We start from the raw sequence: 22,869 nt of genomic DNA, 5'->3' as shown, positions 1-22,869 counted from the left end.
CTTGTGGATGCTACTCCGCCGCCACACCTTTCACCTCGAGATAGCTCTCCATCGAATCGTCCAGCGCCTGCAGCCACGGTGTATGGTGCAGCGGCGACATCGTGCCAGTCATCAGCGAGCGATAGGCGTGGTCGCGGAAGCTCATAATGTCTTCCGCCTTGTGGTGCTCCCACTCCATAAAGGTCTTGTTGACCGCCTCAACATCGAAGCCGGGATAGTCGGTCTGGTCCATCAATTCCTTGGTGTAGTCGCCCTGGAACCAGATCATCTGCTCGGCGTCTTCCAGCGTTTCCTCGCGGGCCCGCCATTTCGCGCCGTGCTCGGCCATCGCCTGCGTCGACGGCAGCTTGATGCGGCCCATGATGACGTCGCGGGCGAACCAGGCCTGCGCGTCGAACATGTTGAAGGTGTAGAACTGGTCCTGCATGCCGATATAGGACAGTTTCGGGTTCTTCTCCCAGACGACGCCTTCGTAGAGATCGAGCGGCCACATGCGGTTGGCGGTCTTGAGCTTGAGGTCGTCGGTGAGGAAGGGGAAGGAATGCAAATAGCCGGTGCACAGGATGATGGCGTCGACGTCCTTGGTGGTGCCGTCCTTGAAGTGGGCCGTCTTGCCGACGACCTTCTGCAGCAGCGGCACTTCCTTCCAGTTCTCCGGCCATTTGAAGCCCATCGGCTTGGAGCGGTAGCTGGAGGTGATCGATTTGGCGCCGTATTTGTAGCATTGCGAGCCGATGTCCTCAGCCGAATAGGAGCGGCCGATGATCAGGATATCCTTGCCCTTGAATTCCATCGCGTCGCGGAAATCATGGCTGTGCAGGATGCGGCCGTTGAAGGTCGAAAAACCTTCGAAATAGGGCACGTTCGGCACGGAGAAGTGGCCGGACGCGACGACGACATTGTCGAACTCCTCGGAATAGGTCACGTCGTTGGTGCGGTCATGCGCGGTGACGGTGAATTTCTTCGTCACATCCGAGAAGGTCACCATGCGCACCGGGCTGTTGAAGCGCACCCATTTGCGCAGGCCTGATTTCTCGACGCGGCCCTTGATGTAATCCCACAAAACGGCGCGCGGCGGGTAGGAGCCGATCGGGCGGCCGAAATGCTCTTCGAATGTGTAGTCGGCGAATTCCAGGCATTCCTTCGGTCCGTTCGACCAGAGGTAGCGGTACATCGAGCCGTGGACGGGATCGCCGTGTTCGTCGAGGCCGGTGCGCCAGGTGTAGTTCCACAGGCCGCCCCAGTCCGACTGCTTTTCGAAGCAGACGATTTCGGGAATTGCGGCGCCCTTGTCTTCGGCCGATTTGAAGGCCCTGAGCTGGGCCAGGCCGGACGGTCCGGCTCCAATGACGGCAACGCGAGTGTTCATGGCAGGCCTCCCGGTCTCATTTCAACTTTGACGCAATTCCTGTGGGAAAAACGTTTCACGCTTTTCCCAGGATTGCTCTTACGAAACAAATTTCACTCACAGTGACAGTAATTGCCCCTTCGATGCTGTCAACAGGGCTTGTGGCGAAACCGCGTTTCGTCCCAGCGGATTTTCGGCAAAAACCGATGGCAGCGCAAATCCGAACCCGACACCATTCGACTTAAGGGCTTGCTGTCGCGGTTGCGTTTCTGTATCGGCAGCGAATATGTTCACCTTGAGTGAAATAAATCTGCGATTCCTGGGAGCGGCGACATGGCGAAGACAGCATCCGATCTCAAGCCCGGCGCCGGTCCGGCCAAGGCCAAGCCGTTGCCGAAGGTCTCGGTGGGCGGGAAGACCATCCGCACGCCGCTGACGCAGAACCCGCACGCCATTCGCGACACACGCGAGAAGGTGCTGGAGGTGGCGATCGGCCGCGAGGTGCGCGCTTTCCGCAAGAAGCTTGGCATTACCGTTGCCGATCTGGCAGTCGCCACCGACATTTCGCTGGGCATGCTGTCGAAGATCGAGAACGGCATCACCTCGCCGTCGCTGACGACGCTGCAGGCGCTGTCGCGAGCGCTCGGCGTTCCCGTCACCGCCTTCTTCCGCCGTTTCGAGGAAGAGCGCAGCGCCGTCTTCGTCAAAGCCGGCGAAGGCCTCGATGTCGAGCGCCGTGGCACGCGCGCCGGCCACCAGTACAATCTCTTGGGACATATCGGTTCCAACACCAGCGGTGTCGTCGTCGAGCCCTATCTGATCACCCTGACCGAGGATTCGGACGTGTTCCCGACCTTCCAGCATGAAGGCATGGAGTTCCTCTACATGCTGGAGGGTGAAGTGGTTTACCGCCACGGCAGCAACCTCTATCCGATGAAGCCGGGCGACAGCCTGTTCTTCGACGCCGACGCGCCGCATGGACCGGAGCAGCTGACAAAGCTGCCGATGCGGTATTTGTCGATCATCTGCTATCCGCAGAACAGTGCGGGGTGAATGGCTGATCTCCCCCCTTGTGGGGGAGATGTCCGGCAGGACAGAGGGGGGCGCTGTCCCGCCGACGTTCGTCATCCTCGGGCTTGACCCGAGGATCCATGCCGTGACCTTCGCCGAAGGGTGCAACGGAGCAGAATTCTCAACCGCTGCAACACCTTAGCGTCACGGCATGGATCCTAGGGTTCTGCGCCGCGTCGCTTCGCTCCTTGCTTCGCCCTAGGATGACGAACTCAATGGTCTGCGCTCCTTCGCGCCCCCTCTGCCCTGCCGGGCGTTCGTCGCTCGGAAAGCCAAGCAATTGGCTTTCCGTCCGCTGCGCGGACCGCTCCTCAACCCCCTCTTGGGGGGAGATTAGCAGCTTCGCCACCGGCAGCTTCAATCCGGCCCAAACCCAGGGCTCGTCGCGCTGCCATCATCCAGCTTCGACAGCCATTCCACCAGCGTCGGCCTATACCGCGTCAGGCCTTTGTAGGTGGCGAGTTCCTCCGGCAGGTCGCGGATGACGCGGTGCAGACGGCGTGCCCATTTCGGCTGCGTCACCAACTCGTCCATCTTGATAAGATAGCAGCGGATCGGGAAGACGATGCCGTTCGAGCGCGGCAGGCGCCAGAAGCTCTGCAACTCGACGCGCAGATGCACCTTGTCGCCGACATTTTCGGGCGTCACCGTGGTGCGGTCCGGTCCCCATTTGTGATAGTTTTCCGGGCTGGTGTCGAGGCGCGGATTGATGGTCATCGTCCAGTTGAGACGCCGCGCCGGCTTGCCCTGCTGGATGTTGGTGAGAAATTTCAGCGCCCGAACGAAAATCCCCTTCTCATGCGCCAGCGGCACCGGCGCATGCCACTCGAAGAAGTTCATGCCGATGTCGAAATCGAGCGACCAGTCGGCCTGGGTGGTGACCATCCCGGCATCCATCCACAGATTGCCGTCGCGCTGGTCGAGGATGCAGAAATCGCCCTGGCTCTGGCGGGTGATGTATTCCATCGGCCCGTAGGGCAGCGTCGAGGTGTCGCCGAAGGTGAAGGTGTCGTCGATGCCGAGCGGCCGGTTGATCCAGCGCCAGCGGTCGCCGTTGCGCTCAAGCGTGAAATGCTCGGGATAGCCCAGCGCCTGCTGCTCCATCAGGAGCTCGAGCAGGTCCCAGCCGGCCAGCGTCATATGCGGCAGCGACTGGCAGCGTAGCGGATCCTCGGCCAGCACCAAAGCGCGGTCCTGCATCTCGGCGACATAGTGCTCGTCGACGTCGATCAGGTTCTCCAGCACGCTGCCCTTGGGACCGACGACATGCGGCTCGATGTTGACCGCATACATGTAGCTGTCTTCGTGGAACGGAAACGGAAACCGCCTGATGTGCTCCGGGCTGTTCCTGAAGGTGAAATCGTCGCGGAACGTTTCCTTGCGAAAGGTGATGCCCAAGCTCGCCTCCTATCTTTCCAGGACCAGTGACTTGCCTTCGAAGCGCGATACGCACGGCATGATCTTGCAGCCGGAGCGATGGTCTTCCTCGCTCAGCCAATGGTCATTGTGGATGAACTTGCCATCATACGAGATGACATTGGTCTCGCATTGGCCGCAGACGCCGCCACGGCAGAGATAGGGCGGATCGACGCCGGCGGCTTCGATGGCTTCGAGCAGGCTCTGCTGTTCGCCGACGCGGATAGTCTTGCCGCTGACGGCAAGCGTGACGTCGAAAGGCAGGCCGGGCTGCGGTGCTGCGAAATGCTCGTAGTGCACCGTCTCTGGCGGCCAGCCCAGTTCTGCCGCGCGGGCTCGTACCCAGTTGATCATGCCGGACGGGCCGCAGACATAGAGATGGGTGCCGAGCGGTTGCGACGACAACAGCCGGTCGAGTTCGATGCACTGGTCCAGATCGTCGTGGTAGAGCCGGATGCGGCGGCCATAGCGTTCCTGCAGCACATCGGCATAGGTGCCGAGCGACGCGGTGCGGCACGTATAGTGTAACTCGAAATTGCCGCCCGAGCCCGCGAGCTGCGCGGTCTGCGCCATGAACGGTGTGATGCCGATGCCGCCCGCAAGCATCAGGTGCTTCTTTGCCCGGAGGTCAAGCGAGAACAGATTGACCGGATAGCTGATCACCATCTCCAGGCCGGCGTGGACCCTGCTGTGCATGAACAGCGAGCCGCCACGGCCGACATCGTCGCGGCGCACGCTGATCGTGTATTCGCGCGTGTCGAGCGGCGAGCCCATCAGCGAATAGGGATTGAGCCTGGTGCGGTCGCCGTCGCGCATCTCGACCACGACATGGGCGCCGCCGGAGAACGTCGGCAGCAGCTCGCCATCGCGGCGGCGGAAATGGAAGCGGGTGACCAGTTCGTTGACCGGGACGACATCGCTGACGACGACATCGAGCTTGGTGGTACCGGTGCTCATGGGAAGGCCTCCTCGACCGGAGGAATTTCACTGCGATCCTCGGCATTGATGCAGACGCCCTGGAAGGCGGCGAGGCGCCTGGAATAGTGGTCGCGCACCAGAAGCAGCAGGCCGCAATGCGAACAGGTCGCGGGCTGCGTCGTCACGTTCTCGGTGATGCCCTTGCAGTGCACGCACTGCATGCGCCGCGCCAGCGACCCGCGATGCTCGGTCTGCATGGAGGTGTGGTCAATGCCGGCTTCGAGTGCCACCTGCATGGCCTGGCCGATCAGTCCTTCGGTGCCGGCGAGATAGAGGCGCAGGCCCATATGAGCGTTGGCCAGCGTCTGCTTCAGCCGCGGCAGCAGGCTGGCGAAGGACGGCGCGACGTGGAATTGCGCCGGCTTCAATGCTTCGAGGGCTGCGACATGCTTGCCGTCGGGACCGGGAATGAAGACGATCTCGGCCCCATCGAAGAAACCAAGCGGGGCCGTCTTTGCCATATCAACGATCGCCAGCGCGCCTTCCGCATCCGCCAGAAAAAGATGATGCTTGCCGGGCTGCGGAGACAGGATTCCGTAAATGGGCCGGCTGATGATCGTCTTGGCTGCCATTCTCTCTTTGTGCCCTAAATCCCTCGCTGTCGATTGTGCCTCAACCCTTGGCGGTGCGCTTGGTTTTCTTCGGATCGTCGAAGGGCAGCGGCTGCGCCGTCGCCTTGATCGAACCGCTCTTGTTGCGGATTTCGAGCTTGGTGTCCTTGACCGCGCAGTCGACGTCGAGGCGAGCGATGCCCATCGATTTCTCGACCAGCGGCGAATACATGGCGCAGGTCACCACGCCGACCTTTTTGCCGTCGCGATAGACCGGCGCGCCTTCGTCGGCCGGCTCCTTGCCGTCGAGCAGAACGCCATAGATCTTGAAGCGTTCCTTGCCTTTCAGCCGATAATGCTCCTCGGCGCCGCGGAAGCCGGCTTTCCCTGGACTGACGGTGAAGTCGAGGCCGAGCTCCCACAGCGTGTCGCCTGGGCCTTCGTTCTCGAAGGGGTATTTCTGCGAATTGTCGTAGGGATAGAACAAGAGGTAGCTTTCGACGCGCAGCATGTCGAGCGTGGTGAAACGGCAGGGAATGATGCCGGCGCTCTTGCCCTCGTCGAGAATCCTGTCCCAGATCGTGCCGGCATCCTGGCCGCGGCAGAAGATCTCGTAGCCGCGCTCGCCGGTGTAGCCGGTGCGCGAGATCATCACCGGAAAGCCGAACAGCTGCGTCTGCATGTGATGGAAATAGGGCAAATCGCGAATGCCCGGCACGTGCTTGGAGAGATAGTCGACCGCGGTCGGTCCCTGCAGCGACAGATCGTGCAGATTGTCGTCGAAGCGCAGCGAGACGTCGCGGCCGACGGAAGCGCGCTGCAATTCCTCATGGCCGGTGCCGGAGCCGTGCACCACCATCCAGGCATTCGGGCCGGTGCGGTAGAGGATGCAGTCGTCGGTGAATTTGCCGGCCTCGTTCAGCATGCAGGCATAGGCCGACTTGCCGGGATAGATCTTTTCGACGTCGCGCGTTGTGGCGAGATCGATGAGGTGCGAGGCATGCGGCCCGGTGATGTGAACCTTCTTTAGGCCCGACACATCCATCAGCCCGGCTTTGGTGCGGATGGCGGTGTATTCCTCGTCGGCATCCTTGTCATAGGTCCAGGCGGTACCCATGCCGCTCCAGTCTTCGAGCTTCGAGCCGAGCGCGCGATGGCGATCCGCCAGGGTCGAAAATCTCCAGGATGCCGTCATCCGCTAATCCTCCGTTCGAAAATTCAATTGTGTTCCCTGCCCCCTGCGCTGCGGCGGGAGCTTTGAGCGAATATTGATCGCAAACGTTCGGGCGCCGCAATACCCCTAAGCAAATAATTTCATTGTCAGGCAAAATTTGCCACGCCAAATGACCGGTTAACCAAACGTAAATTCGTCTTGACAATTCCGCAAATCGGATTGAATTTATGAAAAAAATTTCACTCTCTTGAAAGATGGCAGCGACCGGCCAATTCGGAAGCCGGCGTTGGAATAAAGGGGAAAACCGATGTCAGACCTGCAGCAGCGCATCGAAGCGCTGTACCGTTCCGACGTGCGCGGATCCGCGCTCCTGATCGTCTGCCTGTGGGCGACGATCCTCTTCGTGCTCATCATGACATGGCCCTACATCCCCGACAGCGGGATCAAGATCGTCGTCGCCATCGCGGCGGCCGCCGTGCTGATCTTCAACACGGCCGCCATCCTGGCGATGGTCAATCACTACAAGGAAGACAAGGATTTCATCTACGGTCTCGACATCAAGAACGCCGACGCGGCCCGCAACCGCAAGTCCTGAAAATAGAACGTCCTGAGGGGTAGAAGACATGTCGCGCTACACGCCGCCGGAACAAGGCAGGGCCGGGCAGATTTTCGATATCGTCGTCGTCGTGGTCGCTATTTTCGTGGCGCTGTGGCTGCCGCTGAAACTGGGCCTCGCCGGTGCTGCAAAATCCATCGACGCGCTCGACGCCAAGACCTGGGAGGCCCTCGGGCAGAACCCGACCATGGCCTCGATCTGGGAAAAGCTCGGCTATACGCCCGAGACCGCGCACGACATCATCCAGAACCGCTTCCACTACATCATCGACTGGCCGACGCTGATCATCATGGCGGCGGTGCTGATCGGCTATTTCGTCTTCCTGTTCCGCGCCTCCGACCGCGAATACCGCGACGTCATCAACGAAAAATTCGACGACAAGTAACGCCAGAGATTTGGGGAAGCACCATGTGGACGGCTCTGTCTTATGCATGCTGGGGCATCTCGGGCGTGCTTGCGCTGTGGATGCTCTACGACTGGTTCAAGATCGACACGACCTACTCCGAGGATGTGCTGACCTCCTCGCGCGAAGGCGAGCTTGAAGCCGTTTCCGAAAAACATCGGGTCTAGGGGAAAACAATGGCGGTCGCGGCTGAAACGATAATTACGGCAATCCACGGCGACAGGGTTTCGCTGCTCAGGGTGCTCGGCCCGGCCCATGTCTGGGCGCTCGGCGTCGGCATCGTGCTGGTCGGCGAATTCACCGGCTGGAATTTCTCGGCCGACAAGGGCGGCGCGCTGGCCGCGCTGATCGTCTGCTGGGTGGTCGGGCTCTTGTACACCTCGGTCGCCATGATCGATTCCGAAGTGACATCGACGGTGGCTGCCGCCGGCGGCCAGTACGCGCAGGCCAAGCACATTGTCGGTCCGCTGATGGCCTTCAACGTCGCGCTGTTCCTGGTCTTTGCCTATACCATGCTGGAAGTGTCGGACGCCATCCTGCTCGGCGACACCATCGTCGCCAAGGCCGGCGTCGAAGGGCTTACCCACAATTCGTTCATCGCCGCCACCATCGTCGTATTGGCGTGGCTGAACTATCGCGGCGTTCTGATGACGCTCAACGTCAATTTCGTCATCACCGCCATCGCCTATGTCTCGATCGTCATCCTGTTCTTCTCGGTCAGCCCGTGGACGCAAGGCGCGGTGCTGAAGCTCAACGAGCTCGTCACCCCCGGCAATGCGCTGCCCTATGGCTGGATCGGCGTCATCGCCGCCTTCCAGTTCGGCATCTGGTATTATCTCGGCATCGAAGGCACCACGCAGGCGGCCGAGGAAGTGCGCTCGCCGGCCCGTTCGCTGCCCTACGGCACGATGGCCGGCATGATCACGCTTCTGATCGCCGCCGCCATGACCTGGTATGTCTGCGCCTCGCTGATGCCCTGGGAATATCTCGGCATCACCTATTATCCGCTTTGGGATGCCGGCAAGCTGACGGGGAGTGCGCTCCTCGAAAACCTGCTGTTCATCGCCACGCTGCTGGCCGCGCTCGCTTCCGCCAATGGCTGCATCAACGATGCGGCCCGCGCCTGGTTCTCGCTCGGACGCGACCGCTATCTGCCGACCTGGTTCTCGGCCGTGCACCCGAAATACCGCACGCCCTACCGCTCGATCCTGTTCCTGCTGCCGATCGCGCTCGCCTTTGCCTTCATCGCCGACCTCAACCAGGCGATCACCTTCTCGATCCTGTCGGGCGTGCTGCAATACACCTTCATGAGCATCAACATCATGATGTTCCGCAAGAAGTGGCCGCTGGGCACGATCCGCCGCGGCTACACGCATCCCTTCCATCCGCTGCCGGCGATCGTTTTGTTTTGCCTGTGCGTGGTGACCTTCTTTGCGATCTTCCTCGGCTTCGGTTCGCAGTTGATCGCGATGACCATCTTCTATTTCCTGATCTCGCTGTGGTTCCATTTCTACCGCTACCGCTATGTGCGCCGCGGCGACCAGTTCACCATGCCGTGGCCGAAGCCACAGGGTTATTGACAGGAGAGGGCCTGCCGGTTTGGGCAGGCATTGCGTGACGAGTGTCTGACGTGACGACAGCATTGCTGGCTGGGGCGATAGCCTTGGCTCTCGTCCTGCACCTCGCCTGGCTTGCGCGCGCCAGCCGCAACAGGGCCAAGGCTGCTCTTGCCGCCGAGGTTGCAAGCATCCGAACCGTCATCGCAGATGCCGTCGACATTTCAGATGGCACGGTTGGCGTCGTCACCTGGGTGGGTTCGTGGAACGAACGGCGCGTGCAAGTGCGCACTATCGTCGACACGCTGGCGACGCGAAAACTGCCGGCGCGCTGGCTCAGCGTTTCGGTCACCGAACCGGTTGCGGTGCCGGCGACCTTCGACATGATGATGCGGCCGGGATCGCCGACCACCTTCTCCAATTTCGATCACCTTCAGCACACGCTGCCGAAAGCTCCGGGTTTTCCGGCCGAAGCCGTGCTGCGAACAGACTTAAGGGGCGCGCGCTTTCCGCAGAACCTGATCGCCAGCCATCTGGACATCTTTGCCGAAGGACCCGCCAAGGAACTGCTGATCACGCCGAACGGTGTGCGCATCGTCTGGCTGCTGGCCGAGGCCGAACGCGCCCGCTACGGCGTGTTCCGGCAGGCGGCATTCGGCACAAGGCTCGAACCGGCGCTGGTCGAAAGGCTGCTCGCGTCGGCCTCGGGGCTGCGCGATGCCATCAACCGACAGGAAAGGCAGGTGGCATGAGCGCACCGACAAATCCCTATCTGGTGCTCGGCGCCGCTATCGTCCTGCCGGCAAGCGGCCATGTCATTCTGGGCGTCCCGGTGCGCGGCCTGCAGTTCCTGTTCTTCATGGTCATCCTGGCCTGGGTGACGGCCAAGGTCGCGCCGGCCGACGCCAACTTCATCGGCCGCCATGCGGGCGGCTTCCTGATCTATGCACTGTCGATTCTCGACGCCTACAAAATCGCCCGCATCCGCACCGCTAAATGGGTTCACGGTACCCGCGCCGGCAGCGATAGTGCACAAAGTGGCATTGAGCCGCATACGTAACTAGAGGAAAATTTTTTTCATATGATTGAATTCGGACAGCGCATTCGATACATCATCTCTTAGCTGCAAACGCCGGGAGGCTGACATGTGTGGAATCGTCGGACTTTTTTTGAAGGACAAGTCGCTTGAGCCGCAACTCGGCTCGATGCTGTCGCAGATGCTCATCTCGCTCAGCGATCGCGGCCCCGACAGCGCCGGCATCGCCATCTATGGTGACACTTCCAAAAACGAAGCCAAGATCACCGTCCAGTCGGCCAAGCCCGAGCGCGATTTTCACGGCCTGGACGCCGAACTTGCCAAGGCCATCGGCGCACCGGTAAGCATCGCGGTGAAGTCGACGCACGCCGTACTCAGGACCGCGCCCTACAAGGTCGACGCCGCGCGCGAAGCGTTGCAGTCGATCCGGCCCGACGTGCGCATCATGGGCGCCGGCGAAGCGGTGGAGATATACAAGGAAGTCGGCCTGCCGGAGGCGGTGGTCGACCGCTTCGACGTCCGCTCGATGACCGGCACGCATGGCATCGGCCATACCCGCATGGCAACGGAATCGGCCGTGACCACGATGGGCGCGCATCCGTTCTCGACCGGCGCCGACCAGTGCCTTGTGCACAATGGCTCGCTGTCCAACCACAACAATGTGCGGCGCGAATTGCGGCGCGAGGGCATGACCTTCGAGACCGAGAACGACACCGAGGTCGCTGCCGCCTATCTCTCCTCGCAGATGGCGCATGGCAAGAATCTCGGCGAGGCGCTGGAAGGCACGCTTTCCGACCTCGACGGCTTCTTCACCTTCGTCGTCGGCACCAAGAACGGCTTTGGCGTGGTGCGCGACCCGATCGCCTGCAAGCCCGCCGTCATGGCCGAGACCGACCAGTATGTCGCCTTCGGCTCGGAATATCGCGCGCTGACCAAGCTGCCCGGCATAGACAATGCGAGGGTCTGGGAGCCAGAGCCCGCAACCGTCTATTTCTGGGAGCATTGAGCCCATGCCGGCAACCAAACTTTCGAAGGTGGCGCAAGACCACGCCTCCCGGGTCTTCGATCTCGATGTGTCGTCGCTGCGCGAGCTCAACCAGGCGCTGCACAATCTGACGCCCGGCTCCAACGAGACGGCGTGGGAAGTGCTGCACCCGAAGGGCAGCCATTCGGTCGCCGTCGGCGTCGACCAGCCTGTCACCATCGATGTGCGCGGCAGCGTCGGCTACTATTGCGCCGGCATGAATGACGGCGCCACGATCATCGTGCACGGCTCGGCCGGCCCCGGCGTCGGCGAGAACATGATGTCGGGCTCGATCGTCATCAAGGGCGATGCCAGCCAGTATGCCGGCGCCACCGGCAGAGGCGGGCTGCTGGTCATCGAAGGCAATGCCTCGTCGCGCTGCGGCATCTCGATGAAGGGCATCGACATCGTCGTCCATGGCAATATCGGCCACATGTCGGCCTTCATGGCGCAGTCCGGCAATCTGGTGGTGCTGGGCGATGCCGGCGATGCACTGGGCGATTCCATCTACGAGGCGCGGCTGTTCGTGCGCGGCAAGGTCGAAAGCTTAGGGGCCGACTGCATCGCCAAGGAGATGCGGGCCGAGCACATCGACCTGTTGCAGGGCCTGCTCGACCGCGCCGGCGTGACCGGCGTCAAGCCGTCGGAGTTCAAGCGCTACGGCTCGGCGCGCACGCTCTACAATTTCAATATCGACAACGCCGACGCGTATTGAGGCAGCATGACCTACAAGAACCCGCCGACGACGCCGCGCAAATCCGCGACCTTCGACGACTACACGCTCTCCGAAATCCGACGCGCAGCGGCGACCGGCATCTATGACATCCGCGGCGCCGGGGCCAAGCGCAAGCTGCCGCATTTCGACGACCTCCTGTTTCTTGGCGCCTCGATCTCGCGCTATCCGCTGGAAGGCTATCGCGAGCGCTGCGACACCAGCGTGGTGCTCGGCTCACGCCATGCCAAGAAGCCGATCGAGCTGAAAATCCCGATCACCATTGCCGGCATGAGCTTTGGATCGCTCTCTGGTCCCGCCAAGGAAGCATTGGGCCGAGGTGCTTCGCTTTCCGGCACCTCGACGACCACCGGCGACGGCGGCATGACCGAGGAAGAGCGCGGGCATTCCAAGACGCTGGTCTATCAATATCTGCCGTCGCGCTATGGCATGAACCCGCGCGACCTTCGCCGCGCCGACGCCATCGAAGTGGTCGTTGGACAAGGCGCCAAGCCCGGCGGCGGCGGCATGCTGCTGGGACAGAAGATCTCCGACCGCGTCGCCGAAATGCGCACGCTGCCGAAAGGCATCGACCAGCGCTCGGCCTCGCGCCATCCCGACTGGACCGGGCCGGACGATCTCGAGATCAAGATCCTCGAACTGCGCGAGATCACCGACTGGGAAAAGCCAATCTACGTCAAGGTCGGCGGCGCCCGCCCCTATTACGACACGGCACTTGCGGTGAAGGCCGGCGCCGATGTCGTCGTCGTCGACGGCATGCAGGGCGGCACCGCGGCGACGCAGGAAGTGTTCATCGAAAATGTCGGCCAGCCGACGCTTGCCTGCATCAGGCCGGCGGTGCAGGCGCTGCAGGATCTCGGCATGCACCGCAAGGTGCAGCTGATCGTTTCCGGCGGCATCCGCAACGGCGCCGACGTCGCCAAGGCGCTGGCGCTCGGCGTCGATGCCGTCTCGATCGGCACGGCGGCGCTTGTCGCGCTCGGCGACAACGACCCGCGCTGGGAGGCGGAGTACAACGCGCTCGGCACCACGGCCGGCGCCTATGACGACTGGCATGAGGGCCGCGACCCCGCGGGGATCACCACGCAGGATCCGGAGCTGATGAAGCGGGTCGACCCGATCGCCGCCGGACGGCGTCTCGCCAACTACCTCAAGGTGATGACGCTGGAGGCGCAGACGATCGCGCGAGCGTGCGGCAAGAACAGCCTGCACAATCTCGAGCCCGAGGACCTCGTCGCCCTCACCATCGAAGCCGCCGCCATGGCCGGTGTGCCGCTGGCCGGCACTAACTGGATACCGGGGAAGAACGGCTTCTAAAAAATCACGTCAAAATATGCGAGGAACTATAATGGGGAACGATCTCGCCGCATTCGCCAAAGAGAACGGCGTCAAATATTTCATGATTTCCTACACCGACCTGTTCGGCGGCCAGCGCGCCAAGCTGGTGCCGGCGCAGGCGATATCAGACATGCAGAAGGACGGGGCCGGCTTTGCCGGTTTCGCCACCTGGCTCGACCTGACGCCGGCGCATCCCGACATGCTGGCGGTGCCGGATCCGGATTCGGTCATCCAGCTGCCGTGGAAACCCGATGTCGCATGGGTCGCCGCCAACTGCATCATGGACGACAAGGAAGTCGAGCAGGCGCCGCGTAACACGCTGCGCCGTCTGATTGCGGAAGCCGCCACCGACGGCATGCATGTCAAGACCGGCGTCGAGGCCGAGTTCTTCCTGATCTCACCGGACGGCAGCGTCATTTCCGACAAATACGATACGGCCTCGAAGCCTTGCTACGACCAGCAGGCGGTGATGCGCCGCTACGATGTCATCGCGGAGATCTGCGATCACATGCTGGCGCTGGGCTGGAGCCCCTACCAGAACGACCATGAGGACGCCAATGGCCAGTTCGAGATGAACTGGGCGTTCGACGATGTGCTGGCGACCGCCGACAAGCACTCGTTCTTCAAATTCATGGTCAAGTCTGTCGCCGAAAAGCACGGCCTGCGCGCCACCTTCATGCCGAAGCCCTTCCAGGGCCTGACCGGCAATGGCTGCCACGCCCACATCTCTGTGTGGGACAAAGCAGGCAAGACCAATGTCTTTGCCGACAATGCGATGGAGCTTGGCCTGTCGGCCAAGGGCAAGAATTTCCTTGGCGGCATCATGAAACATGCCTCGGCGCTGGCCGCCATCACCAATCCGACGGTCAATTCCTACAAGCGCATCAACGCGCCGCGCACCATTTCGGGCGCCACCTGGGCGCCGAACACGGTGACCTGGACCGGCAACAACCGCACCCACATGGTGCGCGTGCCCGGCCCCGGCCGCTTCGAATTGCGGCTGCCGGACGGTGCCGCAAACCCCTATCTGCTGCAGGCCGTCATCATTGCCGCCGGTCTCGACGGCATCCGCTCCAAGGCCGATCCCGGCAAGCGCTACGACATCGACATGTACCAGAACGGCCACACGGTGAAGGGCGCGCCGAAGCTGCCGCTCAACCTGCTCGACGCGCTGCGCGAGTTCGACAAGGACAAATCGCTCAAGGCGGCGCTGGGTGAGGAATTCTCGTCGGCTTACCTAAAGCTGAAGCACCAGGAATGGAATTCCTATGCTTCGCACTTCACGCAATGGGAGCGCGACCACACGCTGGACATCTGATGTTCGGCGTGAGGCGAGCGACCTCGGAATGACCTGATGAAATACTCGATCTTCTCGCTCGCCCGTGCCGCCCTTTCCGGCCACAAGAACTGGCAACGCACCTGGCGCGATGCCAGCCCGAAAGACCACTACGATGTGGTGATCATCGGCGGCGGCGGCCATGGGCTCGCCACCGCCTGGTTCCTCGCCAGCGAGTTCGGCATCAGAAACGTCGCGGTGCTGGAAAAGGGCTGGATCGGCTCCGGCAATGCCGGTCGCAACACCACCATCATCCGCTCCAATTACGGCCTGCCCGGCAATACCGGCTTCTACGAATTGTCGATGAAGCTGTGGGAGCGGATGGAGCAGGACCTCAACTACAATTCGATGGTCAGCCAGCGCGGCGTCCTCAACCTCTACCATTCCGACGCCCAGCGCGACGCCTACGCGCGGCGCGGCAACACCATGCGCATCAACGGCATCGATGCCGAACTGCTCGACCAGGCGGCGCTGAAGAAGATGCTGCCGTTCCTGAATTTCGACCATGCGCGCTTTCCCGTGCAGGGTGGCCTTCTGCAGCGGCGCGGCGGCACGGCGCGTCATGACGCGGTGGTATGGGGCTATGCGCATGCGGCGAGCGAACGCGGCGTCGACATCATCCAGAATTGCGAGGTCACCGGTTTTGTCCGGGACGGTAACGGCAAGGTCACCGGCGTCGAGACCTCGCGCGGCAAGATCGGCGCCGGCAAGGTCGGCATGGCAGTTGCCGGTTCCTCCTCTCGCGTCGCGGCGATGGCGGGCCTGCGCCTGCCGATCGAAAGCCATGTGCTGCAAGCCTTCGTTTCGGAAGCGATCAAGCCGCTCATTCCAGGCGTGATGACCTTCGGCGCCGGGCATTTCTATGTCAGCCAGTCGGACAAGGGCGGGCTGGTCTTCGGCGGCGACATCGATGGCTACAATTCCTATGCGCAGCGCGGCAACATGCCTGTGATGGAAGATGTCTGCGAAGGCGGCATGGCGCTGATCCCGATGATTGGCCGCGTGCGGCTCTTGCGCCAGTGGGGCGGCATCATGGACATGTCGATGGACGGTTCGCCGATCATCGACAAGACGCCGGTCGACGGCCTCTACCTCAATGCCGGCTGGTGCTATGGCGGCTTCAAGGCGACGCCGGGCTCAGGCTTCGTCTTTGCCCATCTTCTGGCCCGCGATGAATCGCACAAGGAGGCGGCGCGGTTTCGCCTCGATCGCTTCCAGCGTGGCGCCATGATCGACGAAAAGGGCCAGGGCGCCCAACCGAACCTGCACTGAGGACGGCTCGATGCGTATTGTCTGTCCCTTCTGCGGCGAACGCGAACTCGGCGAGTTCAGCTATCTCGGCGACGCCAAGCCGGTGCGGCCCGCCGCGGACGCCGGCGAAGAGGCCGTCTACGACTATGTCTATCTGCGCGACAACGTCGCCGGCGTGATGAGTGAGAACTGGTACCATGGCGGCGGCTGCCGGGCCTGGTTGAAAGTCACCCGCAACACGCTGACGCACGAGATTTCTTCCGTGGAAGCAGCGGCGGGCGCCGGTGCGAGGCAGGTTGCGAAATGAGCTATTTTGGCCACGTCAGCGCTGCCCCTCACCTGCCTGCCGGCATCCTCTCCCCGTATAGAGACGGGGAGAGGGGCGCTCTTGCCAACGGTTTCGCCAATCATCAGCGCAGCAAGAAGGAGGGCGGCGTTGCGGCCAGCCCCCTTCTCCCCGTCACTATGCGGGGAGAAGTGCCCGGCAGGGCGATGAGGGGCAGCGCTACCCTTCGCGATGACATCAAATCGAGAGGCTGGACATCGTGACCTCTCAATCCCATCGCCTCACCTCCGGTGGCCTCATCGACCGGTCCACGCCGCTCAACTTCCGCTTCGACGGCGAGACATTCTCCGGCTTCCAGGGCGATACGCTGGCATCGGCGCTGGTCGCCAACGGCGTGAAGCTGGTCGGCCGCTCGTTCAAATACCATCGCCCGCGCGGCATTCTCACCGCAGGCTCGGAAGAACCCAACGCGCTGGTCGAGTTGCGCACAGGCGCACGGCGCGAGGCCAACACCAAGGCGACGACGGCCGAACTCTATGAGGGGCTCGAAGCGGCAAGCCAGAACCGCTGGCCGTCGCTGCGCCACGATGTGATGTCGGTCAACCAGCTGTTCGCGCCGATCTTCGTCGCCGGCTTCTACTACAAGACCTTCATGTGGCCGGCGAAGTTCTGGGAGATGATCTACGAGCCGGCGATCCGCCGCGCCGCGGGTCTCGGCCGCGCTGCGGTAACCCCCGATCCCGACCACTACGACAAAGCCTGGGCGCATTGCGATGTGGTGATCGCCGGCTCCGGCCCGGCAGGTCTCGCCGCCGCACTCGCAGCAGGCCGCAGCGGTGCGCACGTCATTCTGTGCGAAGAAGATTTTGTCCCCGGCGGCCGCCTGCTGTCGGATGGCGGCACGATCGACGGGCTGCCGGCGGCGGAGTGGCTGGCACGCACGCTGGCCGAGCTTGGCTCGATGCCCGATGTCCGCCTCATGACGCGCACGACGCTGTTCGGCGTCTATGATGGCGGCACCTATGGCGCGATCGAACGCGTCAACGACCATCTGCCGACGCCGCCCGAGCACGAGGTGCGGCAGCGGCTGTGGCGGATCGTGGCCAAGCGCTGCGTCGTCGCCGCCGGCGCGATCGAACGACCCATCGTCTTTGCCGGCAACGACACGCCCGGCGTGATGATGGCCTCGGCCATGCGGACCTATGTCGCGCGCTATGCCGCCACCCCCGCAAGACGGATCGCACTGTTCACCAACAATGAGAATGGCTGGCACACAGTCGAGACCGCACTCGCAGCCGGATTGCAGATCGCGGCGGTGATCGACGCGCGGCCGGATGTCTCCCCTGCTCATCGCTCGCTGGCATCCAAAAACGGCTTCACCGTGCTGCACGGCTCGGTCAGCGGCGTCGACGGCGGCAAGGACGGCGTGCGCAAGATTTCGGTGTCGCTGACCGGCGGCGCGCGCGCCGAAGTCGAAGCAGACGGGCTTGCCGTTTCCGGTGGCTGGAACCCCGCGGTCGGCCTCACCTCCTACCATCGCGGGCGGCAGAAATGGCGTGACGACATCTCAGCCTTCGTGCCCGACGGCGCGCCGCCGGGCATTGTCGCGGCGGGTGCCGCCAACGGTGCTTTCGGCCTTGGCGCCTGCCTGCGCGAAGGTTTTGAAGCGGGTGCGGCAGCCGCGCGTGACGCCGGCCGTACCGGCAATGAAGGATCGACGCCTGTCGCCGATGACGAGGCCTTTTCGCTGACCCCCCTCTGGCATGTCACCGGCAAGGGCAAGGCCTTCGTTGACCAGCAGCATGACGTCACCGCGTCCGACATCGAACTGGCACAGCGCGAGGGCTTTGAATCGGTCGAGCATCTGAAGCGCTACACCACGCTCGGCATGGCCACCGACCAGGGCAAGACCTCGAATGTCGCCGGCCTCGCCATCATGGCGGCTATGACCGGCAAATCCATCCCCGAGACCGGCACGACGATCTACCGGCCGCCTTACGTGCCCGTCGCCATCGGCGCTTTCGCCGGCCATCATCGCGACGAGAATTTTCACGCGACGCGGCTGACGCCCTCGCATCACTGGGCCGCCGAACAGGGCGCGATCTTCGTCGACACCGGCCTGTGGAAGCGCGCGCAATGGTATCCGCGTGCCGGCGAGAAGGACTGGCTGGAATCCGTGACGCGCGAGGTCAAGGCGGTGCGCGGTGGCGTCGGCTTCTGCGATGTCTCGACGCTCGGCAAGATCGACGTGCACGGCAAGGATGCCGGCGCTTTCCTCGACCGCGTCTACATTAACACCTTCTCCAACCTCGCCGTCGGCAAGGCGCGCTACGGGCTGATGCTGCGCGAGGATGGCCTGGTCTATGATGACGGCACGACCTCGCGTCTGGCCGAAGATCACTATTTCCTGACCACCACCACGGGCAAGGCCGGGCTGGTGATGCAGCATCTCGAATTCTGCCGGCAGGTGCTGTTCCCGGAACTCGACGTGCAGTTGACCTCGGTCTCCGACCAGTGGGCGCAATTCTCCATCGCGGGGCCGAAGACACTCGACCTCTTGAAGGAGATCGTCGATCCCGCCCAGAATCTGTCCAACGAAGGTTTTCCGTTCATGGGCGCGCGCGAAGTGGCGCTGCGCGGCGGCATCAAGGCGAGACTGTTTCGCATCTCCTTCTCCGGCGAGATGGCGTTCGAGATTTCGGTGCCGGCGCGCTATGGCGAGGCGATGGCGCGCAATCTGATGCAGGCGGGAAAGCCCTTCGGCGTGACACCCTACGGCACTGAAGCGCTCGGCGTCATGCGCGTCGAAAAAGGCCATGTCGCCGGACCGGAACTGAGCGGCACGACGACGGCCGCCGATCTCGGCCTCGGCAAGATGATGTCGACCAAGAAGGATTTTATCGGTCGCGTCATGGCCGGCCGCGAGGCGCTGGTGGCGCCGGACCGGCAGGTCGTGGTCGGCATCAAGCCGGTCGACAAGGCAAGGCGCCTGCGCTCCGGCGCGCACATCATTCCGAAAGGGCAGACACCCGGCCCCGACAATGACCAGGGCTACGTCACCTCGGTCTGCTTCTCGCCGACACTCGACCATTGGATCGGGCTTGGCCTGGTCGAACGTGGCCGCGAGCGCATCGGCGAGATCGTGCATGCGCACGACCCGCTGCGCGGCGAGGACTATGATGTCGAGCTCTGCAATCCCGTCTTCTACGATCCGGATGGAGGGCGCCAGCGTGGCTGAGTTTTCCTGGGATGTTCGAAGCCCGCTCGACCGGGCGCTTGTTACCGGCGCTTATGGTGCACGGGGCGATGCCGGCGTGTCACTGACCGAGATCCGCAACTTCGACCTCGTCCAGGTGATGGCGCGACGCGGCAAGGCGGCCGACATGGCCAAGGCGGCGAAGGCACGCTTCGGTGTGGGGGCTCCGCAAACACCGAAGGCGGTCGGCACGTCGGATGCAACGCTGATCTGGTCGGGACCGGATCAGTTCTTTGTGCTGTCGAAGGGTGGCAAGCATGGGATTGGGGCGCTTGCCCCAGCCTTCGCGACTTCGGCTTCGCTTTCCGACCAGTCACATGCGCGGGTGCTGATCAGCATCTCCGGCACCAAGGCGCGGACGATGCTGGCGAAACTGTCGTCGATCGATTTGCATCCTGATGCATTTCCGGTTGGCGCGGCGGCGGCCACCTCGATGGACCACACCAGTGTCACGCTCTGGCGGGGGAAGGATCGTGACGGACTGGCCGTGTTCAACGTTCTGGTGTTTGCGACTTTTGCCGAGAGCCTTTGGCACACGATGCTGGATTCGGCTGCGGAGTATGGCGTGGCGATTGGCCATTCCGAGGACTTGGCGTAGCGCTTGTGCGCGCCGACGGCGATCCGTCACCCACCCCTCATCCGTCTCGGCGCTACGCGCCGATCCACCTTCTCCCACAAGGGGAGAAGGCAAGAAGCACTCCCCCGCCTTGCCAAACGCAACCGCGCTGCTATTCTTACAGCTAAAATAATTTCACACACAGGCAAACTTGTTTCTCGAACCGCAAGGCTGAGATGAGCCAGTCGCCCTACCCCACTATCGCAGCCGGACCGCCCCGACCGAGCCTCATCCTGCGGCCCGGCCAGATCGTGCTGCCGCCCGGCATGGAGCGTTATACGATCAAGGGCAATGGCGCCGTGCTGATCGAGGTCGAGGCTGGGGACACGTTCACCGTCCGCAATGTCGAGGGCGGCCAGGCTTGCGAACTGCTGGCCTGGGACAAGTCAGGCGCGACCGACCCTTCCATCCTCGGCGAAAAATCCAACGGCAATGCCGCAGGGATCAAGGCGCTGCTGTCGCAGGGGGATGATACCCTCGCTTCCGTGCGCCGCGGGCTCGAGCGCCGCCAGGTGCAGCTTGACCAGGCGAAGGCGGTGCGCGTGTTCGGCGGCGCCACGCCCGCCGCCACGGAACAGACCTTCACTGTTGCGCGTGACGGCGCGATGTTAATCGCCGCTCCCGGCGGGCCGATGCTGGTCGATGGCCATGACACGGCGACGCCGCTCACCGTCATGGTGCGCCGCGCCACGGTGCGCCTGAAGTCGAAGTCTGAGTTGGCCGATCCGCTCGCCGATCCGGTGCTCGATCTCAGGGTGCATTCGGCAACCGCCGAATCCTACTTCGTCAAGGCCGGCGACTATCTGCAGATCATCGATGTCGACGGCCGCCAGTGCACCGACTTCCAGTGTTTTTCGGCACGCAAGCTGGACAAGGGCCGCGATCACCCGCTCGACGTGACGACGACGCGCACGCTGATGGGATCGAGCTACCCGATGCCCGGCCTGCATTCGAAATATTACGACCAGGACATGGAGCCGCTGGTCGAGGTGGTGCAGGACACATGCGGCCGCCATGATGCCTTCGCGCTCGCCTGTGCCGCCAAATATTACGACGACATCGGCTATCCCGGCCACACCAACTGCTCGGAGAACTTCAATCGCGCGCTGGCCGACAAGGGCGTGACGCCGCGCGCGGGCTGGATGGCGATCAACTTCTTCTTCAACACGGCGATCGACGCGCATGGCGTCATGGTGTCGGACGAGCCATGGTCGCGGGCCGGCGACTATGTGCTCTTGCGGGCGCTGACCGACATCGTCTGTGTTTCCTCCGCCTGCCCCGACGACACGACGCCAGCCAATGGCTGGGACCTCACCGACATCCATGTGCGGACCTATTCCGGTCAGCACAAATTCTCGCGAGCGATCGCCAGACGAATGACGCCCGATTCGGAACCGAAAATGACCCGCGAGACAGCCTTTCATTCGAGCTTCGCCAAGCACACCCGCAACTTCGTGGAATATCGAGGCTATTGGCTGGCCAATTCCTTCGCCAAGGAAGGGCCTATCACTGAATACTGGGCGTGCCGGCAGGATGCGGTGATCATGGACCTGTCGCCGCTGCGCAAGTTCGAGGTCACTGGCCCGGATTCCGAAGCGTTGCTGCAATACACGCTGACCCGCGACGTCAAGAAGCTCGGCGTCGGCCAGGTCGTCTACTCCGCCATGTGCTACGAGCATGGCGGCATGATCGACGACGGCACGCTGCTGCGGCTCGGCAAGGACAATTTCCGCTGGGTCGGCGGCGACGATCTCTCGGGCGAATGGCTGCGCGAGACCGCATCGAGGCTCGGCCTCAACGTGCTGGTGCGCTCATCGACCGACCAGATGCACAATGTCGCCGTGCAGGGGCCGAAAAGCCGTGACATTTTGCGGGAAGTCATCTGGACCTCGCCTGTGCAGCCATCGATCGACGAGCTCGAATGGTTTCGCTTTGCGGTGGCGCGCATCGGCGGCGGCAACGGCATCCCGGTCGTGGTGTCACGCACCGGCTATACCGGCGAACTCGGCTATGAGATCTGGTGCCATCCGCGCGACGCCGAAAAAGTGTTCGACGCCATCTGGGAAGCCGGCCAGCCGCATGGGCTGAAACCGATGGGCCTGCAGGCGCTCGACATGGTGCGCATCGAGGCCGGGCTGATCTTCGCCGGTTACGAGTTCTCCGACCAGACCGATCCGTTCGAGGCCGGCATTGGCTTCACCGTGCCGCTGAAGACCAAGACCGACGACTTCATCGGTCGCGAGGCGCTGATCCGGCGCAAGGAGTACCCGCAGCACAAGCTCGTCGGCCTCGACATCGACGGCAATGTCGCCGTCGGCCATGGCGACTGCGTCCATGTCGGCCGTGCCCAGATCGGTGTCGTCACCTCGGGCATGCGCTCTCCCGTATTGAACAAGAACATCGCGCTGGCGAGGCTCGACGTCACTCACGCCGCTGTCGGCACGGAGGTCGAAATCGGCAAGCTGGACGGCCATGCCAAGCGGCTGCCGGCGCGCGTGGTGGCCTTCGCCCATTACGATCCGCAGAAGACCAGACCGCGTTCCTGACGAGAAGCAATCGCTCCAGGTTTCGATTTTCCAAGCGTTTGCGCTGCCCCTCACCTGCCTGCCGGCATCCTCTCCCCGTATAGTGACGGGGAGAGGAGCGCTGTCTCGCCGATTTCGTCAACCATCGGCGTCGCAAGAAGAGTGCCAGCGTTGCGGCCAGCCCACTTCTCCCCGTCACTATACGGGGAGAAGTGCCCGGCAGGGCGATGAGGGGCGGCGCCGACTTTCGATAATTGGTGGCCTCCAACACTGGCCGGAATCTCACCTTCGTCTGATGCGATGCCTTGGCTCATGACGGCGGCCTCAAAGTGATGCTGATACTGGGCCTGCCGCA

21 protein-coding genes are annotated in these 22,869 nt (G+C 63.0%); 16 read left to right on the top strand and 5 right to left on the bottom strand.

The annotated features are described in order from the left end of the window. Nucleotides 1-10: 10 nt before the first annotated feature. Nucleotides 11-1,369 carry a trimethylamine monooxygenase gene (locus ACYHH6_RS14540; protein ID WP_352584425.1) on the bottom strand — a complete coding sequence of 453 codons (1,359 nt, stop codon included), beginning with the start codon at nt 1,367-1,369 and terminating at the stop codon, nt 11-13. Between the two features lie 312 nt (nt 1,370-1,681). On the opposite strand from ACYHH6_RS14540, the gene ACYHH6_RS14535 reads away from it, so the two are divergent. Beyond that, nucleotides 1,682-2,401, top strand: coding sequence for a helix-turn-helix domain-containing protein (locus ACYHH6_RS14535; RefSeq protein ID WP_352584423.1), 720 nt, complete (start codon nt 1,682-1,684; stop codon nt 2,399-2,401). A 375-nt stretch (nt 2,402-2,776) separates the two neighbouring features. Here ACYHH6_RS14535 and ACYHH6_RS14530 read toward each other — a convergent pair whose 3' ends face one another. From ACYHH6_RS14530 to ACYHH6_RS14515, 4 genes are read right to left on the bottom strand one after another with little or no spacing between them, the layout of a single operon-like run. Next, nucleotides 2,777-3,817, bottom strand: a complete 1,041-nt coding sequence (locus ACYHH6_RS14530; protein WP_352584421.1) for a heme-dependent oxidative N-demethylase family protein — start codon at nt 3,815-3,817, stop codon at nt 2,777-2,779. Nucleotides 3,818-3,826: 9 nt separating this feature from the next. Next, nucleotides 3,827-4,792: a PDR/VanB family oxidoreductase gene (locus ACYHH6_RS14525; protein ID WP_352584419.1), complete on the bottom strand. Its 966-nt coding sequence runs from the start codon at nt 4,790-4,792 to the stop codon at nt 3,827-3,829. Then, complete coding sequence (locus ACYHH6_RS14520; protein ID WP_352584418.1) at nt 4,789-5,385, bottom strand: dimethylamine monooxygenase subunit DmmA family protein; 597 nt, start codon at nt 5,383-5,385, stop codon at nt 4,789-4,791. Before ACYHH6_RS14520 ends, ACYHH6_RS14525 begins: the two co-directional genes overlap by 4 nt. Nucleotides 5,386-5,425: 40 nt before the next feature. Further along, nucleotides 5,426-6,559 carry an aminomethyl transferase family protein gene (locus ACYHH6_RS14515; RefSeq protein ID WP_352584416.1) on the bottom strand — a complete coding sequence of 378 codons (1,134 nt, stop codon included), beginning with the start codon at nt 6,557-6,559 and terminating at the stop codon, nt 5,426-5,428. A gap of 286 nt (nt 6,560-6,845) precedes the next feature. Between ACYHH6_RS14515 and ACYHH6_RS14510 the strand changes: the two genes are divergently transcribed. The 15 genes from ACYHH6_RS14510 to ACYHH6_RS14440 all read left to right on the top strand — a co-directional run bounded on the left by ACYHH6_RS14510 (nt 6,846) and on the right by ACYHH6_RS14440 (nt 22,535). Next, the gene (locus ACYHH6_RS14510; protein WP_352584414.1) at nt 6,846-7,133 is read left to right on the top strand and encodes a hypothetical protein; all 288 of its coding nucleotides are present in this window, start codon (nt 6,846-6,848) and stop codon (nt 7,131-7,133) included. A gap of 28 nt (nt 7,134-7,161) precedes the next feature. Next, the gene (locus ACYHH6_RS14505; protein WP_352584412.1) at nt 7,162-7,539 is read left to right on the top strand and encodes a hypothetical protein; all 378 of its coding nucleotides are present in this window, start codon (nt 7,162-7,164) and stop codon (nt 7,537-7,539) included. A 23-nt stretch (nt 7,540-7,562) separates the two neighbouring features. Beyond that, nucleotides 7,563-7,724, top strand: coding sequence for a hypothetical protein (locus tag ACYHH6_RS14500; RefSeq protein WP_352584410.1), 162 nt, complete (start codon nt 7,563-7,565; stop codon nt 7,722-7,724). 9 nt (nt 7,725-7,733) lie between these two features. Next, nucleotides 7,734-9,137: an APC family permease gene (locus ACYHH6_RS14495; protein ID WP_192256113.1), complete on the top strand. Its 1,404-nt coding sequence runs from the start codon at nt 7,734-7,736 to the stop codon at nt 9,135-9,137. 41 nt (nt 9,138-9,178) lie between these two features. Then, nucleotides 9,179-9,865 (top strand): hypothetical protein, encoded by a 687-nt coding sequence (locus ACYHH6_RS14490; RefSeq protein WP_352584408.1) that lies wholly within the window; start codon nt 9,179-9,181, stop codon nt 9,863-9,865. After that, nucleotides 9,862-10,173 (top strand): hypothetical protein, encoded by a 312-nt coding sequence (locus ACYHH6_RS14485; protein ID WP_352584406.1) that lies wholly within the window; start codon nt 9,862-9,864, stop codon nt 10,171-10,173. The genes ACYHH6_RS14490 and ACYHH6_RS14485 overlap by 4 nt, the downstream gene beginning before the upstream one ends. Nucleotides 10,174-10,258: 85 nt before the next feature. Continuing rightward, nucleotides 10,259-11,155: a class II glutamine amidotransferase gene (locus ACYHH6_RS14480; RefSeq protein ID WP_352584404.1), complete on the top strand. Its 897-nt coding sequence runs from the start codon at nt 10,259-10,261 to the stop codon at nt 11,153-11,155. A gap of 4 nt (nt 11,156-11,159) precedes the next feature. Beyond that, a complete protein-coding gene (locus ACYHH6_RS14475; RefSeq protein WP_352584402.1) occupies nt 11,160-11,888 on the top strand; it encodes a GltB/FmdC/FwdC-like GXGXG domain-containing protein in 729 nt (242 codons plus the stop codon). A gap of 6 nt (nt 11,889-11,894) precedes the next feature. Further along, complete coding sequence (locus tag ACYHH6_RS14470) at nt 11,895-13,223, top strand: FMN-binding glutamate synthase family protein (RefSeq protein ID WP_192256103.1); 1,329 nt, start codon at nt 11,895-11,897, stop codon at nt 13,221-13,223. 31 nt (nt 13,224-13,254) lie between these two features. Continuing rightward, the gene (glnT, locus tag ACYHH6_RS14465) at nt 13,255-14,562 is read left to right on the top strand and encodes a type III glutamate--ammonia ligase (protein WP_112565777.1); all 1,308 of its coding nucleotides are present in this window, start codon (nt 13,255-13,257) and stop codon (nt 14,560-14,562) included. Between the two features lie 36 nt (nt 14,563-14,598). After that, nucleotides 14,599-15,852 (top strand): sarcosine oxidase subunit beta family protein, encoded by a 1,254-nt coding sequence (locus ACYHH6_RS14460; RefSeq protein ID WP_352584400.1) that lies wholly within the window; start codon nt 14,599-14,601, stop codon nt 15,850-15,852. A gap of 10 nt (nt 15,853-15,862) precedes the next feature. Continuing rightward, nucleotides 15,863-16,138, top strand: coding sequence for a sarcosine oxidase subunit delta (locus ACYHH6_RS14455; protein ID WP_352584398.1), 276 nt, complete (start codon nt 15,863-15,865; stop codon nt 16,136-16,138). Nucleotides 16,139-16,376: 238 nt separating this feature from the next. Further along, nucleotides 16,377-19,355, top strand: coding sequence for a sarcosine oxidase subunit alpha (locus tag ACYHH6_RS14450; protein ID WP_435053242.1), 2,979 nt, complete (start codon nt 16,377-16,379; stop codon nt 19,353-19,355). Next, nucleotides 19,348-19,971, top strand: a complete 624-nt coding sequence (locus tag ACYHH6_RS14445; protein WP_352584396.1) for a sarcosine oxidase subunit gamma — start codon at nt 19,348-19,350, stop codon at nt 19,969-19,971. Before ACYHH6_RS14450 ends, ACYHH6_RS14445 begins: the two co-directional genes overlap by 8 nt. Nucleotides 19,972-20,165: 194 nt before the next feature. Continuing rightward, the gene (locus ACYHH6_RS14440; protein WP_352584394.1) at nt 20,166-22,535 is read left to right on the top strand and encodes a trimethylamine N-oxide demethylase; all 2,370 of its coding nucleotides are present in this window, start codon (nt 20,166-20,168) and stop codon (nt 22,533-22,535) included. Nucleotides 22,536-22,869 lie beyond the last annotated feature (334 nt).

It is taken from the genome of Mesorhizobium sp. P171375 (assembly GCF_057786075.1).
Note: the sequence above shows the minus strand (reverse complement) of the source record. Positions and strands in the feature narration are given on the sequence as shown.

Excerpts from the sequence above, each read along its gene's own strand:
- ACYHH6_RS14540 (WP_352584425.1), bottom strand. The coding sequence starts at position 1,369 with ATGAACACTCGCGTTGCCGTCATTGGAGCCGGACCGTCCGGCCTGGCC.
- ACYHH6_RS14535 (WP_352584423.1), top strand. The coding sequence starts at position 1,682 with ATGGCGAAGACAGCATCCGATCTCAAGCCCGGCGCCGGTCCGGCCAAG.
- ACYHH6_RS14525 (WP_352584419.1), bottom strand. The coding sequence starts at position 4,792 with ATGAGCACCGGTACCACCAAGCTCGATGTCGTCGTCAGCGATGTCGTC.
- ACYHH6_RS14520 (WP_352584418.1), bottom strand. The coding sequence starts at position 5,385 with ATGGCAGCCAAGACGATCATCAGCCGGCCCATTTACGGAATCCTGTCT.
- ACYHH6_RS14515 (WP_352584416.1), bottom strand. The coding sequence starts at position 6,559 with ATGACGGCATCCTGGAGATTTTCGACCCTGGCGGATCGCCATCGCGCG.
- ACYHH6_RS14510 (WP_352584414.1), top strand. The coding sequence starts at position 6,846 with ATGTCAGACCTGCAGCAGCGCATCGAAGCGCTGTACCGTTCCGACGTG.
- ACYHH6_RS14505 (WP_352584412.1), top strand. The coding sequence starts at position 7,162 with ATGTCGCGCTACACGCCGCCGGAACAAGGCAGGGCCGGGCAGATTTTC.
- ACYHH6_RS14500 (WP_352584410.1), top strand. The coding sequence starts at position 7,563 with ATGTGGACGGCTCTGTCTTATGCATGCTGGGGCATCTCGGGCGTGCTT.
- ACYHH6_RS14495 (WP_192256113.1), top strand. The coding sequence starts at position 7,734 with ATGGCGGTCGCGGCTGAAACGATAATTACGGCAATCCACGGCGACAGG.
- ACYHH6_RS14485 (WP_352584406.1), top strand. The coding sequence starts at position 9,862 with ATGAGCGCACCGACAAATCCCTATCTGGTGCTCGGCGCCGCTATCGTC.
- ACYHH6_RS14480 (WP_352584404.1), top strand. The coding sequence starts at position 10,259 with ATGTGTGGAATCGTCGGACTTTTTTTGAAGGACAAGTCGCTTGAGCCG.
- ACYHH6_RS14475 (WP_352584402.1), top strand. The coding sequence starts at position 11,160 with ATGCCGGCAACCAAACTTTCGAAGGTGGCGCAAGACCACGCCTCCCGG.
- ACYHH6_RS14470 (WP_192256103.1), top strand. The coding sequence starts at position 11,895 with ATGACCTACAAGAACCCGCCGACGACGCCGCGCAAATCCGCGACCTTC.
- glnT (WP_112565777.1), top strand. The coding sequence starts at position 13,255 with ATGGGGAACGATCTCGCCGCATTCGCCAAAGAGAACGGCGTCAAATAT.
- ACYHH6_RS14460 (WP_352584400.1), top strand. The coding sequence starts at position 14,599 with ATGAAATACTCGATCTTCTCGCTCGCCCGTGCCGCCCTTTCCGGCCAC.
- ACYHH6_RS14455 (WP_352584398.1), top strand. The coding sequence starts at position 15,863 with ATGCGTATTGTCTGTCCCTTCTGCGGCGAACGCGAACTCGGCGAGTTC.
- ACYHH6_RS14440 (WP_352584394.1), top strand. The coding sequence starts at position 20,166 with ATGAGCCAGTCGCCCTACCCCACTATCGCAGCCGGACCGCCCCGACCG.